This window comes from Palleniella muris (genome assembly GCF_004792655.1).
Lineage (GTDB): Bacteria > Bacteroidota > Bacteroidia > Bacteroidales > Bacteroidaceae > Prevotella > Prevotella muris_A.
This window is the reverse complement of sequence record NZ_SRZC01000015.1, coordinates 60791-76434: the sequence shown is the minus strand read 5'-3', so window position 1 is coordinate 76434 and position 15644 is coordinate 60791. Positions and strand designations below refer to the sequence as shown.

Below are 15644 nucleotides of genomic sequence, written 5' to 3'. Positions count from 1 at the left end.
CATTTTCACTAAGAGATGCTGCATTCGATGATGTACGCGGCTTCGATTAAGGTTGCGGAGACATCAGAAGAACGTAATTAACAAACCATTAATCACACTAAATTCATGTATTTAGATCCAACAAAGAAGGCAGAGATCTTCACACAGTACGGAAAGTCAACAACTGACACTGGTTCAGCAGAGAGCCAGATTGCACTCTTCACTTTCCGCATCAAGCACCTTACAGAGCACCTGAAGGCTAACCACAAGGATTTCAGGACAGCACGTTCACTGACAAAGCTCGTCGGCAAGCGTCGTGCACTCCTTGATTACCTCTACGACCGCGACATCAATCGCTATCGCGCCATCATCAAGGCTCTCGGTCTCCGCCGATAAGATGTGCCGCCGGGGATTCATTTCCACATCGGCAATCTTCGATTAATGAGAACTCAAATCTCGCCACCATTGTTTTTGGTGGCGAGATTTTTTGTTATGTCTGTTCGCCCCATTCTCACCATGGCATAGCACAAGCACTACTCGGCTCTACCCGGTTGGCTTAACAAAAACATCCCACGGCATTCTCCCGGCACTATAATATAATATTGTATGGCAAATCTGTCAAAGAACACTTGTCTTACAAAGACGCTGCAAAGGTACAACATTTCACAAGCGATTCCAAATTTTATAGGGGTATCAATAGGGGTATCTACCCATATACCTGCTGTTTTTCATGATTTTATGCCGATGCTTCTGCTGATTATTCACAGTAATCCTCTGAATCTACATGAAGAATAATTTACCCACCGCACATAGTTACTAAAATGAGAAATCATTTATGGTGCCAATGCCCAATAAAAACAAATACATTGAATGCAGTTGAGTTTTTCAGGATGTTTTTCTAAAAATACCAAAAGACAGAAATTAGAAAACAATGGTTGCCCCTTTTATACTAGCTGACACTTCAATATTAGCAACCTTATTCTTTGGCAGTCATTGCATCAACTTATAGTCAAACAAAATTGATTTGCGAAACCACATATATACCTTATTGTATAGTCACCCAAAATTGGATTGCGAAAACACTCATGCCTTATTGTCACCATCTCCATGCAAAGTGTGGCGGAGCCACAACCCTTACGGGAAACGTCCCCGATAAGCCAAACGAGCAGAGCGAAACTTGTTTCAGCTATGCCGTGGCGAGGGGAGGTAGAGCAAAGCTCAACCACCTCCGGCTTTAGCCGTGAGGACTGTAAAGAAACTCAAACGCTGTGTGGTGGATCCACACTCCTTTATGCCGGAAACACAGGCGGTAAAAACGCCGCAAGCCAATCCCATGCAACTGCGCGGAGATGAAGCAGAAAAGAGTGTGGCGCTGCCACACGGCTTATCATGCAGAGTATCAGCCCCATCGCTAAAGCGAGGGGGTACCATAAGGGCTGTGGCTCCGCCACACTTGATGAGGAAATCGGACAACACAACCATACCGCATATTATTCATATTCATACTCCTACTCATACGCAATATTGCATATTATTCATACTCATACACAATATTGCATAATCAACCGGTAATGTCTTGCAAAACGCAATCATTGGGAATAATTTGGAAACCATGAGCAATGCACGTGCATATTTTCGCAAATCAATTCTGTTTGACTATATCATGAAAGCATAAAAAAAAATACGCAACCCTGCGGACCTCCCGGTCCTCAGGCTGCGTTTCTCTCTCTTTTTCACACACTATAAACCGTTTTTTACTAATAGATAATTACAACCGTGAACAGACACGGTCTTCAACAGACAATGTCACGGCTTTGATCGGTTATCATGGTATAAGATAAAATAACTGTTCCTGAAACATGTGTGTGTGTGCAGGAATGTCTTGCCGGCTCTTTCATGAGAGAAAAGGTACATTCTGCTATTTGTTTTTTTTCTGATTGGCGACATCCCTGCTTTCACACATGCATCTGCCTCCTTAGAGCTCCCAAGCACCGGAGTACGGGCTCTCCTTCGCCTCCTCCGGGATATCGCCCTCGATAATGGGGATATCCTCGCCTGTACCGTCACCGAAGTCGACATAGACTTTTGAGGCATGATCCATGAGATTCTCCTCCATTGGGATTATCTCGATTTTAGGAGCTATGTATGGTTTCTTCTGTTTCATTGTCTTGTCCTCTTTTTTTGATTGATTTTCCATAGTTTTTTGTTATGCCGGCAGACAGGATTTTCCGCCTGCCGGCATGGGTGTCATTATTTTACAGAAACCTTCTTTCCGTCTACTATATAGATTCCGCTTGGGAGACCGCTGAGGTCTGTTGTGCCGCAGCGGACTGCCTGTCCCCAGAGGTTGTAGACAGCCTCCACGCCTTCACGTACAGTGATGCCTGAATCAATTTCCTCTATGCCTGTGGCTGTGCCACCGTCATCGAAGGACAGCAGGTGGCGCTTTGCCTGCAGACCCACCTGTTCCACATCCTGATGCTTGTCCACTATCCACCAGCTGTAGCCCGGAACCTTTGTTGCCTTCGTGACATGGTAGAGGGCGCCTTTATGGAACACATAGGAGTTTGCCGGTGCCTCTGCCTCATTCTCAAAGGTAGCATAGAGGTCCAGCTGACAGTCCTGGTATTTCGTACCGGCGAGCTTGTAGAATTTGTCCCTTACGTAGGAGGAACCGCCGTCTCTGTCATAATCCAAAGAGTGGAACTTCTTATAGACCACAGATGTACTGTTGATGCCAATGACATCCTCAAGCTCCGATTTCGTGAGCGTTACTTTCGGGATGATGTAGTACGGTGGGAAAACATTGTTATTGTTGATGTTACCTACAGTAATACTATTGTCCTCGATAAGGCTTCCCACACCCGGCTTGATGAGGTAGCACTCGCCACGCTTGAGCACAACCTCGTCTTCCAGTGCATTCTCAAGGTCAACGAGCTCAAACTCTATGCGTCCGTCCTTTACAGGCGTGTCCTTCATCCTTGACAATTTCACCTCTGCGGAGAACGCGCTTCTCAGCTGCCATTTTTGGAGGTCGACAGGCAGACAGATGGGGTTCCACTTTCCAGTGGTGAGGTTGCGCTTGAAGACCATCGCCTTCTGGTTATAATGGTCTGTATAGTCTTCTTGGTCTTCTCCAACAATTCCCGGAGTCCTGAAATCATTCCATTCATCGCTGACGGCGAAGCTCAGTCCAAGATACTTCACACGGAAGTCATCGACATAGACATAGTCGTTATTCGGCGCATCGGCATTACTTGTTTCATTGGTCGTCAGACCGTCCGGCAGTTCTATACCGATTTCCATGTCCTTTGTCTTTCCTTCTTCGAAGGCTGCGTATACCATTACCTGGTTAGGATAGAGCTTTGAGTAGAACGCCACACCTGCCTCTACCTTGTTGGAGATTTTACTGTCACCGATGCCACCGGCAAGAAGATTCTTGTATGTGTCGTCTTGCGGACAGTTCTCATTATTGCTGCTAAGATCCAAGAATGTCTCAGTGTTGAGAGTCTGCTCGAACTTACCCATGATTTTGGCATCCTCCGCATAGGACTTCTTGAGCAGCGGTGTTGTTGCATACGCTACGGAATTTATGGCAGGATTGTTGCCATTCTCGTCAAGGAATTTCGCGTACAGCACCGCTTTGCCATCCTGCCCGCCGGCGTCATTGTAGAATCCCTGGCACTCAACCATGTACCATCCTGGTTTGCTCAGCGTCACTTTCTGGCAAAGTTTTGCACCTTTTTCGGCATTGCGGAGTCCGGCACACTGGAACATGCCGAAGTTAGGACTCAGCGCTTCATGCAAACGTGTCGCACTCTGATTCGGGAATGCGGCAGAGAAACTTGTCTCGTACTGCACCTTTCCTTTTGTCTGCCATCCTCTGCCATATTTTTCAACACTTTCGGTCGCACTGTATATGTTCGAGATATTGAAGCCCTGTGCGCGCAGCAGGAATGTGGCGTCAGCAAGAATCGCGTCCTTGTAATCCTCTTCGAACGAGCTTTCCAATGTTCTTTCTTTCGTCAGCTTCCAGTAGGTGTTTTCTATAGGCAAACCAGTTTGCTCTGTTCCATCCTCGCCAATGTATTTTATGTTCTGACGTTCGCTGTCTGTAAGCGCCCTTACAAGATTGTCATTTCCGTTTTTGAAGACATGGACACTCATGGGACAGCCTGAGCACAGATAGTATTTGGTGTTGTCTACGGTAACGTATATCCTATAAACCTTGTCGGTAGCGGTTGACTCGCTTGTCACCTCTTCAAATCTCCAGGCAGGATTGTTTATGTCTGCTCCTGACTTTGTGCCTCTGTCCCAGAAGACTCCTCGTCTGGACTGTCTCTGGTCATTCACAAAAGCCATAAGTGAGCCGACATCCGTTCCGTTGCCGTTGTCAAACGGACCACGGAAATAATAAGTATAATACCTATTCCATATTTGACCATTCCGTGTCCTTGACATAATCACCGGCAGTCCCACGGTGAAGGTTGCGGTACGTGTGCCCCAGAAGCCTCCGGCATTGAGGAACATGTCCCTGCCCACATTGTACAAAAGCACTCGGGAAGCATTTGAGTCTAAGATGTCCGGAAAAGTTTGGGAATCCGGATTGGCGAAAGTAATATCTCCATCTTTGTCAATGTCAAGACCCGCGCCCGTGAAATTAGCCTTTTCGGCATCACCCTGTGCTGCGGAGCGTTGCGGAATGGCAATGAAGAAGAGACACATCAGGCCAAGCCTGAGCAGTGTCTTGCAGAATACATTTCTTTTCATGATAATACTATTTGTTATATGAGTTTGATATAATTTTTTCTCTGTCCCTCCCGGTTCAACACACTGTGAGCCTTCAGTGGAATCCATATATGTGATTGTCTGTTGCTTCTCCACCTGTCCATGTCGATGTGAATATGGATACACAATATTCTGTCGGATAATCATATATTCAGGCAACAAAGGTACATATATTTCTTCTCAATTAACCCTTTTTAGGGGGGGGTAACAAAGTTTAACGTATATGGCGTGAGTTTTCTTGTTAATTAACATTTGTATTATGTTTTTATGACTATTCTGCTGCGCAAAAACACTTGTTTTCAAGCACTGTTAAACGGGGGCTTGAAATCAGGCACTTTGAATTGCTATCCTATTTATAGTCAAACTGGATTGATTTGCGAAAATAATGCAAATCAATTCTGTCTTACTATAAATCGTTGTCATAAAAGTTGCATTCCGCAAAATTTTGAACAATGAGAACAGTACATGAGAATGACACTATGATAGGTTACCTTTTACTGTGCGAAAGGTAACCTTTCATCAAGTAAAGTGTTACCTTTTGCAATGCAAAGCGTTACCTTCCGTCACGGTAATCACATTTTGACATTTATTGATTTTTTAGTTTGCAACAAGCACTAAGATACGTAACATTTTGCAAGCAACAGGCGCACTTTGCTTACATATTGACAAAACAAAGGGGTAGTAATGACTTTCACAATTCATTACTACCCCTGATTAAATTAAAAACATTCTCCGATGTGCAAGTTCTTTCATGGCATGAAACAAGCTGCACACCGCTTTTCACGGTTACTCCGCAAATGGAGTGTCCATTGCTTTGCGCATGTTCAGCACCCTCAGCAAATTGAAATGGTTCAGCACAATGGTGAAGTATGCCAATGATTTACTGCTACGGTTCTCATAATAGATTTCCTTGCTGTAGATGCGGTACTGCCCTTTGCCAGGGTCAACCATCTCCTTGGCATAGATATGCTCAGGATTCGACACAAGCGGGAAACCGCCATTGTAGTTCTCCACACCTTCAAAGAGCAACGCATCTATCAGTGTGCGCTTTGCCAAGTCAATAGTCTCAGCCTCTTTGTCCATCACAGGGACAACAACAGAGAACACGCGTGTCCCTCCATTGCCTACCTTCTCCAGATAGACCACGTCGCTTTTGCCGAACAACGGCATTACCGACAGTGCGAACAGGATTCCAAATAATAGTCTCATACGTTACTTTTTGCATTACAACAATCTGTTCAGGAAACCGCCAATTCCGTCAAAGGCACGTGAAATGACGATAATCTCTATTGAATCATCAGTAGCGTTCTTCAATATGTCATAAATCACCTCATCGCCCTTCTTTGAGCCCTTGATTTTGATTACAGCCTCAGTTGCCGACGGATTCTCGCTGACTTTTCCAGTTCCAAGGAACACGCGTGAGTCCGCACCGACACCTTTTATCTGCTTGTAGATGTCAAACATCATGTTCTTGCGCACTCCGACATTTGAGCCGATGCTTATGGATGCAGCTTTCACAGAGCCACGCTGCTTGGCAGGCTGGGCATTTTCTTCCTCATTCTTCTTTTTCTTTGATTTCTTGTCCACATAGTCTTTTGCCTCCTTTATTTCCATGACCTTGCCGGCAACAGGGAACACATCCTCGGCAAATTTCTTGATGTGGTCATCCATGGCGTCCACAGCCTTCTTCACAGCTTCTGCAGCATTTTCCATTGAGGAGTGCGGCTGGTCGGCATCGGTCATCTCTATCCATGAGCCTTCATGCACATTTATACCTTCTATTGAGATGTAGGCGTGAGACTCATAATTTGTCTTGCCTTCCTTTGTCTTGCTTGTCGTCTGGTCAAGTTTGTCGAAAGTGATGTTGATAAGTCCGTCGAGACCCGCCTTCCGGGCAGCTTCAAGAGTAGGATGCAGCTGCCGGACGAAGTCGATGGTTGTCACCTTTGACAAACCTTCCACAGTCTCAGATGCAAGGAGTTCCAAAGCATCCTTTGTCACACCGGAGTTTGCAGCAGTGATGCCCATAAGTCCAACCTTGAGTTTTGCCTGACGGTCAAGGTTCGGCTCATAGTAGTTGGTGCGCTCATCCTTCTTGAACACCTTTGTCACACCGGAGCCCAATTTTCCCCATAGTTTCTTGGAGCGTGACACGAACACCACATTGAATGAGCCGTCCATGTTCTTGAACAACTCGGCAACAGTCTTGTCGCCATCCTCCTTGCCGTAGACCTTCAGCAAAGACTCATCGGCACTGAGCACCTGCTCACAACGTGCCTTGCCGATTTCCGTCCTGTTGCCTCCAACCTCTTTGTAGACAGTGAACATCATGTCACGACGCACACCGGAGGCAGAGCCTTTGTTGACCTTTACGCCCTTAGCTTCGGCATCCTCCTTGTCAACATCACTTTGATAGATTTCTATCATCTCAGCCGTGACCGGCAGACTGTTGTCAATGAAGTCGATTATGTCCTCGTCAACAGTATTGAAAGCCTTATAGTAGGCTGTGTTGATGTCCTTGTTGCTGGCAGAACACTCAAAGACGGAGTTCGCAACCTCCTTGCCGTTTGTAACGTCAACCAAGGCAACATTCATCTTCACGGTGGCAGTATAGGTGTCCTTCTTCTTGCTTGAGAAAAGTTCCTCATCCTGCTTGTGTGACGCCTCTGTGACCTTTACGTTGAGTGCATACTTATATCCATCGGAAGCCAGTTGGCCGTTGGCAGTCAGCGTCTGCCCCTTTGTTGTCTTCAGGGTATGTGCTTTGCTCATACCCATAATCAGTTTCGTCTGCAGGCGGTTTTTCTTGTTGCTGTCCAGAGAGACAGCAGACTGTACAGGGTTCATGTAAACTTTTTCCACTTGCGCGTTGGCAGACATTGCTATCAAAGCAGCAAATGCTGTCAAAAGAAATTCTCTTGCTCTCATAATCTTTTTTTTAGTAGTTGTTTCAGTTTATTAGTTATCGGATGCCAAACGGAAAGAAACATCCTTGGCAGATAATTCCGGATTCATCTGTCCACGCCATGTGGCACTGCTCACAGTAAAATAGGATCCCGGACCATCTGCTCCTCTGACGACACGCAGGAAACCGGTTGCCGGCCCCTGTGGCGAAGGTCCTGACTGTGCATAATGGCCGAACCAGTCCGAACACCATTCACGGCACTTTGTCATATCCTCCATGCCGAGTTTGCCGGCGTTCTTGGCGCAATACTCCCATTCTGCTTCGGTAGGCAAGCGGTAGGACTTGCCGGTCTTCTCATTCAGCAATGTGATGAAATCCAAACATTGGCTGTAAGTCACATTGACAACCTGCCCGTTTGCACCTATCATGTTCTCGTCAATCTCTCCCATCACACTCTTCCATAACGATGCGGAGACCATTGCCTTGCCAATGTTGAACGGGCGGAGCTGTACAGCATGCACCGGGCGACCATAATAGAAACTATTGTCACCCATGGAGAACGAGACATTTTGAACAGCTATCTCACCATAGCTGACATTGCCAACCTTCAGAGAGCCTTCCACATTAAGATTGACAGTTATCTTTACAGTTCCGTTGGCAGGGATTTTCACAGCGCGTTTCTCATCGGCATAACCATCGGCTTTGACAAGCAGTTCATGCTCCCCCTTTTCGCCTTCAAAGACAAAAGGGGTAACCTCGCTTACCAGACGACCGTCAATGTAGACTTTAGCCTTTGAGCCAAGATTGCTTGATATTTCCAGCTTGCCCAATACCTTGTTTATGGACATGATATAAGTGGCATTGTCTTCAAGCTGTACGGGGAATCTGTAAATCAACGGCTCATGCAGTGGGGATTTTATGGTCATCTCCTTTGCCGTGCTCAGCAATCTGACCCAATACTCATTGTCACGGAACTCGCTCTCGATGACGCCCTTTCCCTCAAACTTTACATTCTCTTCCGCCAAGCCTACACGAACCAAGGCAAACGGAAGATTCTGTCCATAAGCATTCTTTGATGGTCTGTTCTGCGCCTCTGTGGTAGCAGAGAGGTCTCCATCCTTCTTGTAGCATGGGGTTGAAACCTTCAACTGGGCATAGGATTCAGAGGCTAAAAGGAAGAATGTTACCAGCAAAAACACTAATCTGTGTTTCATAAAATCACTTTTATTGGTTAGAATTCGAAATCAGTTGTCTTGAATCTGTTTGGGTCATCTATATGCTGCCATGTACGCACATAAATCTTCGGAGCTTCCTCGTTGGAGAAATCCCAAAGCAGGAAGACTATGCCTTCGTCACTGTATGTGGAAGAGTTCCATTTCTGTTTCAATGTCACTCCATACATGTGAGTATGCAAAGGATTGTTCTCAACCTCGATTTCATCAAACTTTACATTGATGTACTTGTTTTTTTTGAATGTTTTTGCAAGATTTGCGAGATACTGTGCCTTTGACTGCTTGGTGTATTCTGTCTTGGCAACCATGCCACGACCATCCTTTACTCTGGTCATTGTGCGCTTACCTGTTATGATGAGTGCATCGTCGCTGAAGACATTATTAAGGAAAGTCATATCCTTCTGGCAGTAAGCCGTGCGGAACTGCTCCACATAATGGAGAATCTGCATGCGGCGGTCATAGTCATCAAGCGTCACCGCGCCTTTCATCAAAGATGTGTACTGGTGCTTGCCCATTGAGATGACAATATCATCAATCCTTCCGCCTTTGTCATAGCTGATGGTTATCTCCTGAGTACGGCTCTCCTCATATTCATCAGTCAACGGAATCATCTCTATGGCAATGTTTGCCACCTCATAGCCACGCACACGTCCGTTGGCTTTCAGCGACAGGCATTTCTGGAAAATGTCGTCATCCATGACTCTGAAATGAACATTCGCCCACATCATTGCCAAGCTGTTCTTTGCATCATTCGTCATGTTGATGCCGGAGAAATCCAGTTCATCAGACTTTGCTGCCTCTGCCTTGTTGATGGCTGTGAGCAATCGTGCCGTATTCATCTCCATGACAGCAACAGGCATACCCGATGGCACTCCTTCATTTTTGTCTATTTCAAAGGACACTTGGTTCTGTGCGAAAAGATTGCCACAGAAGACCAATGGAAAGAGAAATAAATATATAAGTTTTTTCATTGTTATATAAGTTTTGTTTATTTAGAAAGCGTAAACCACACATGCTTTTTTGACTCTATGCCTACAGTATCGGCAGCCTTGCCTGACACATAATCTATACGCCCTGAGCCTGCATCGGCACTTATGAACTGCACGATGCTCCCACCGTCTCCAAACACCACGTAAAACGCCTCGCTTGGAGTTGGGCAAGATGTTTCATTACTGCCAAGGCGTTTAACCTTATATTGTGACTTGTACTTGTTTAGAGCCAGCTTGACCTTGTGGAAATCCTGCTTGCCCATCACGTCTTGTATAAGTTTCTTATGCCAATCTTTCAATGAAGCATCATTTATTGCCAACACATTGTCGGTCACAGGCTCGGTTACCTCTTCCTTACGTGCCGGGGCTGCTTTCTTTTCCTCTTTGACCTTCTTGGGTTCCGGTCTCGGCGTGATAGCATTGAGAGTTTTCTGATTGACAGCCTCAACAGTTTCAGCGGCAATAAGGTCATTTTTCTTCACATACAGGAAAATCCTTGTCATGTCTCCACGTGGCATCTCTATGGACTGGCTTTCTGTCTGCATGTCCTTGATAAGCACCTGGTCGGCTCCTGAGAATTTCTTCTTTGTTGCCACATACTGGCTAATCTCTATCAGCAGCAACTGCTTTGCAGCCTCAGCAGCCTCTTCCCTTGTCTTTGCTGTAGCTTCCGCATACACATAGCTGCCATCACGCTTAATCTTGTTGATGGTCTTGGAAGGTGACTCTCCATTCTGTGCCATTGCAGCTATGGAAAGATGTGGGAGGAATGCCAGCGTTGCCACTAAAAATAAAAATATCTTTCTCATTACTCTTTCATTTTGTTTTTAAGTCTTTGAACAGATTCTTGACATTGGCAGTCGGGACATACGCGTTCAGTCGTCCGGACACTGTACCCCTGCCCTCACCCATTTGTGCGGTATCGAATGACAGTTTCGTCACATGTGCATATCCCAAGGCTACATTGCGCATCACAAGCTCAACCTCCACGATGTTGCCGGTCTCACTTATAAGCCCGACATAAGGAGTACAACCGTTCTGCAGGCAAAACGAGACATATTGCCTTAATGAAGTCGTGACAATCTTCTGTTGGTAATTATAGGTCTGCTGCCTGAGAGTAAGCGTATAGTTCTCTGCCTGAGGCAAGTCTGTGCCGGTCAACATGTTCGCTATGGTTTCAAACTTATATTCAGGAGTATTCAGCAAGTGGAACAGTCTCTTTTTCTTGTCCCTCCGGAAATAACGGTTGCCTGTAAGCGAATCCATGTAATAGCTTTCACCCGGCAGCACATAATAGCCATGCTCCTGAGAATGTTGCAGCACATCACCATTTACAATAGTATCCTGCACCTCCGGACTTTGTCTTGCACGAAGAATGTCATCAGCCAACCTTTGGTCATTTTCGATAAGGTTTCTGCCACTGAGCAGTTCATTATCGACAGGGAAGCTCAATGCACATACTGTAACACCGTCTTTCTTCCAAGTAATGACATAACGCCTCTCAAAATCCATTGATGTCTGCACAGACAAAGTTGAATCTCCTTGCAACTTGTCAATTACCGGCAGAGAGCCTTTGGCAAAAACGACTCTGTCCTCACGCATTTGTTGTCCGACGGGCTTCAGACGTTTCAATGGCAAATCGGTTGACAGCCAATATCTTTCAACAAAATCAGCAATATCTCTGCCAACAAATCCCCTCTGCATAGGAGAGAAGATTGTGTAACCGACATGCACAACCTCATCGTTGTTCACAACCACTGTCAGCGGGCGGTTCTTATAAGAGAACACATCATAATACCAGCCGTCCGTAAGTTTGTCAATCTGAGGCCTTATACCCGATACTTCTGCCATTTCCTGCAAGAGATTGGAGTGGAATCCGGAAGCAGCAAAAGAGCATACGTTTGCCAGCACTCCCAAAACGAGGAGTGCCGACAAACGCTTTATTATCATAAATGGCTGTGCCATCAGCATCAAAGATTATCTGTTGAAGAACCTGCGCTTACCGCCATGCACCCATACACCTCCACGCAGCTGTCCGTTCTTGAACTGTGTGTTCTGTATCTCGTCGCCCGGATTAAGTTCAAGGACATCGCCATCCATACTGTTCAGGTCGAGAGTGTATGACTTTGTCACACGGATAGTGCCACCAAGTCCATTGGCAGGACCGGTATATTTGCCCCATGAGACAGACGGTCCCTTAGGAGCAGCAGGCTGTGTTTTCTCCGGTGCAGGCTTTGTCTCTTCCTTTTTCTCCGCCTCCGGCTTCACAGGTTCTGAGACAGGTTCTGCCTTAGCTGTCGCTGTCTCGGCTTTGACAGAGTCAACTTTAGCCGTATCAACTTTATTGATCGCTTCAGGAGCTTTCTCCTCACTGCCACTCATTTGGGAAAGGGCGAAACCACCGCCACCAAGCACTGCCAATGCTGCAACAACAATGGCGGCTTTCTTCTTCCATTTGTTTTTATCTCCATCAGATATATTGCCGAATGGAACCAACGGTTTGCCACATTCCTCACACACAAAGTTGGATTTCTCTACCTCTTGGATAACTCTTTCTGCCGCCAAGTCACAATCATCATTGCGGCATATTCCTTTTATCTTTGCCATTTGTCTTTCAGTTTTTAAATTAAAGTTCTTTCAGTTCCGTATTGAAAATGTCTTTTGCCAAATCTCTGTATTTAAGATATGTTGGGTCAAACTCATTGTTTTCACACATTGTTGGCAAAATCACTTGTTTCACAACAGCACCAACAGCCTTGCGCATGCTTGCCTTTTGCTCATTGCTGCGAGCCTGTATCTTCAACTCTGCTGCAACCTGTTCCTCTACGAGAGTAAAGTTCTTGAAGTTTTGTGACAGTGCCTCCAAGCAACTCTTGAAATCTTTTGCCAATTTATTCCAGCTATCACCAAAGTCTCCGTCAGGTACTCGCAGTGCATAGAAACTTTCTCCTGTGACAGGATCTTGGCACTGCTTGACAATCTGAAATGCAAATGCCAGCATCAGCTGACGCTTTGCTTTCTCCATCAAGTCAACCGCACTTTGTTCAAAGAGTGAAGGAAGAGGCTTTGCAAAACTTGTGGTATGAAGCACCATCCTGTTCAATTCACCTTCAGGAGAAGCTAACAGTTGGTCATATTTCTGTTTCAAAGTCTTCATGTTCTCCAAATAGCGCAGTGGGAAACCGGCATTCGCACACACCACAACCATTTGGTTTGGCTTGTAGTTGATTGACAAGTCAGTGTCCAGGTTAGGAACAAATCCCGGAACATTCTGCACAAAGGCATCAAGGAGTTTGTTTCGGAAAGCCTCTGTGGAGTCGCTTTCCGCCTTTGGCAGAGCCACCTGTACCATAGGCATCATCTTACCCGAATTGCCTGCAATGACCTTGCCTGTCTCCTCCGGATTGAACTGTACATAGGAACGCGCCCAATTGACACACGACTTCACAAACGCCTCTATCTTTTCCTCTGTGTTCAATTCCACCTTAAGTTTGTCAAGGATGTTCACCCCAACCATCTTCATCATCGGGTCGTTCTTTGCAGAATCATCCATTGCGGCACGGGCATTCTTTGTGCAGACATCCAAAATGATTCCCATAGCCGTCTCCTGGTCAATGGAATCATACAGATTAGCAAATGTATGTTCACCATCCTCGCCTAAGTTCGCTACCATTTTTGCACGAATCTCGGCAGCATTGCCACTTTGATACTCAAAGTTTGTTGCATACAATTTGCCCAACTGCTGTATTTTCTCCGGGTCGTATTTCTTGATAATAGCATCATCCTGAACAGCATTCACCTGGCATTTCGTGCCTGCCTGAACAACCACCTGTGACAAGATGTCGTTCAACTCGTTCTTAAATGCCTGTACTCCCTCTATCATGTTGCCCAATTCCACAATAATCTCTTGCAGGAGGGTTATGCCATAGAGGTAAGCCTGTATGCGTGTGGACGTTGTATAATAGTTGCATTTTGCAGTCTTGTATTGTGCAAAAACCTTTGATGCCGCATTTGTAAGCGCATCCTTAAGCCAGCCTATGTTATTCCAAGCGGTATCAGCAGCCTTGACAGCAGCAGAATATTCTTCAAGTTCTGCCTCCATATTTCCGATTTGCCGCTTAAAAGTATCAATACGGTCATTACAGTCTGTTCGCAGCAACTGTGCATAACGCTCTATCGCCAATATGCTTTTGCTGTCCTTTCCACCACTTGTCCATTCATCAAAAAGGATTTTCTCTATCACTCTACGGATATTGCGAGCATAGGCTTTTATTTCCTGACGCTGTATATCATAGAACTTCACTACACCATGGGAACGGAATCCATCGGCATAATAAGCGTCAATCAGTGTTGTAAACTCGGCAAACCACTGTTTCTTTTCATATTGCGACTGCACCAGACCGGCATCTTGCTGTGTGCGGTCTTCCCATGTGGTAGTCAGGTCTTTCCACCGTTTTGTTGAGGAAGACTCAATGATAGGGCGTCCTAAGGTGATATAAGAGTTCGCCAATTTGAAGCGTTCTCTGTTTGTTGGGTTCTTGATTTCATCCAAGAATCCGGCGCCAACCTCTTCTATGGAACGTTCACCATAGCCTATACCCTCCTGCCACATGTCGTATGTTAGCTGACGTGCAGCCTGGATGGCATAGTTATAAACCATATACTCATTGATTTCTGACTCAGGGTACTCTATGCGGCTGATACCGAATGACAGGAATTTACGGCTTCTGGTCTTAGCACCGCTTTGATCCTGCTCAGGACCGGCACCGTCATTCTCGCATCCCACAAGTCTTGCCATCTTGCCTGCACCACCGATCATGTTGGCAGCAACGATGGTCTGGAACATGAAATCAGCTACAGATGCCGGAAGTCCATGGCTCAAGTCAAGCATCTTACCAGCTTCATTCACATTGCTGTAAATATAGGCTGCCTCAAAAGACTCCTGCCTCTCCATAAGTTTCCTTACTTCCTGAGTGTAGACATCCTTCTCGCCTGTAATGTCTACAGGAGCATAATATCCTGTACTGATGGCGTTCAGTTCCTGCAAAGCAGCATAGCCATTGGCCTGATAGAATCCGCTGTCATGGTTGGCATAAACCATATTACGCTCAGGCATGTACACAAAAAGGCGTATCTTGAATGCACGTGTGCTCTCCTGATAAGGATATTGCTTTCGTATCTGGGCAATGACATCGACAATCGAGCCCGAACCTGTTCCACCTGCCAAACCTGCACAGATGTGGAAAGTCACATCGTTATCGCCTGACGCGCTCTGCAAACGTACCACGGCATTATGAATCACATTGTTAAGATTGCTTTGGTTGGCAGAATCACTGAGGTTGTTAGCCAACAGCATGCGTCCCAAACGACGGCGCTGACCTCCGATTCCGGCAGTAATAAGCGGTCCCATATGCCTGTCCATCAATGACTTGTCATTGCCATTGATAAAACTCTGCATACCCGGATACATCCCAAGGTTCTGGAGTACGGAAGCGTTCATGCCATTAATGTTAACTTTCTGAGCCTCACCAAGATGAACACTTTTGCCTATTACCTTCCAACCTGAACGGTCGTTAAGGTCGGCAGGTGACGAGTCGACATAGACATAATCCAAAAACACACCATGGCAAGGGTCGTTACTACGAAATTCCTCGTACACACGCTTACGGAATTCACGGAGAACTTTTCCACCTGTACCTCCAAGTCCAATGATAAGATGATTTGACATAATTATTGTTCTTATTAAGTTAT

The 15644-nt window shown here is 45.8% G+C and carries 12 protein-coding genes; 1 reads left to right on the top strand and 11 read right to left on the bottom strand.

The window, feature by feature from the left end; genetic code table 11:
* The first annotated feature begins 105 nt into the window (after positions 1-105).
* Positions 106-375: a 30S ribosomal protein S15 gene (rpsO, locus tag E5358_RS09875; RefSeq protein ID WP_135940023.1), complete on the top strand. Its 270-nt coding sequence runs from the start codon at positions 106-108 to the stop codon at positions 373-375.
* Between the two features lie 822 nt (positions 376-1197).
* Here rpsO and E5358_RS15110 read toward each other — a convergent pair.
* From E5358_RS15110 to E5358_RS09825, 11 genes are all read right to left on the bottom strand, one after another.
* On the bottom strand, positions 1198-1461 hold the full coding sequence (locus E5358_RS15110; RefSeq protein WP_168354632.1) for a hypothetical protein: 264 nt from the start codon (positions 1459-1461) through the stop codon (positions 1198-1200).
* Positions 1462-1954: 493 nt separating this feature from the next.
* Positions 1955-2176, bottom strand: a complete 222-nt coding sequence (locus E5358_RS09870; RefSeq protein ID WP_135940022.1) for a hypothetical protein — start codon at positions 2174-2176, stop codon at positions 1955-1957.
* A 53-nt stretch (positions 2177-2229) separates the two neighbouring features.
* Complete coding sequence (locus E5358_RS09865; RefSeq protein WP_135940021.1) at positions 2230-4749, bottom strand: hypothetical protein; 2520 nt, start codon at positions 4747-4749, stop codon at positions 2230-2232.
* 804 nt (positions 4750-5553) lie between these two features.
* Positions 5554-5976, bottom strand: a complete 423-nt coding sequence (locus E5358_RS09860) for a hypothetical protein (protein WP_135940020.1) — start codon at positions 5974-5976, stop codon at positions 5554-5556.
* A gap of 15 nt (positions 5977-5991) precedes the next feature.
* Positions 5992-7695, bottom strand: coding sequence for a hypothetical protein (locus tag E5358_RS09855; protein WP_135940019.1), 1704 nt, complete (start codon positions 7693-7695; stop codon positions 5992-5994).
* Positions 7696-7725: 30 nt separating this feature from the next.
* On the bottom strand, positions 7726-8886 hold the full coding sequence (locus E5358_RS09850) for an SUMF1/EgtB/PvdO family nonheme iron enzyme (protein WP_135940018.1): 1161 nt from the start codon (positions 8884-8886) through the stop codon (positions 7726-7728).
* A gap of 17 nt (positions 8887-8903) precedes the next feature.
* Positions 8904-9875 carry a nuclear transport factor 2 family protein gene (locus E5358_RS09845; RefSeq protein ID WP_135940017.1) on the bottom strand — a complete coding sequence of 324 codons (972 nt, stop codon included), beginning with the start codon at positions 9873-9875 and terminating at the stop codon, positions 8904-8906.
* 17 nt (positions 9876-9892) lie between these two features.
* Positions 9893-10702 (bottom strand): hypothetical protein, encoded by an 810-nt coding sequence (locus E5358_RS09840; protein WP_135940016.1) that lies wholly within the window; start codon positions 10700-10702, stop codon positions 9893-9895.
* Between the two features lie 7 nt (positions 10703-10709).
* Complete coding sequence (locus tag E5358_RS09835; RefSeq protein WP_135940015.1) at positions 10710-11843, bottom strand: hypothetical protein; 1134 nt, start codon at positions 11841-11843, stop codon at positions 10710-10712.
* A 27-nt stretch (positions 11844-11870) separates the two neighbouring features.
* The gene (locus E5358_RS09830; protein WP_135940014.1) at positions 11871-12500 is read right to left on the bottom strand and encodes a hypothetical protein; all 630 of its coding nucleotides are present in this window, start codon (positions 12498-12500) and stop codon (positions 11871-11873) included.
* A 19-nt stretch (positions 12501-12519) separates the two neighbouring features.
* Positions 12520-15621 carry a tubulin-like doman-containing protein gene (locus E5358_RS09825; RefSeq protein WP_135940013.1) on the bottom strand — a complete coding sequence of 1034 codons (3102 nt, stop codon included), beginning with the start codon at positions 15619-15621 and terminating at the stop codon, positions 12520-12522.
* Between the last annotated feature and the right edge of the window lie 23 nt (positions 15622-15644).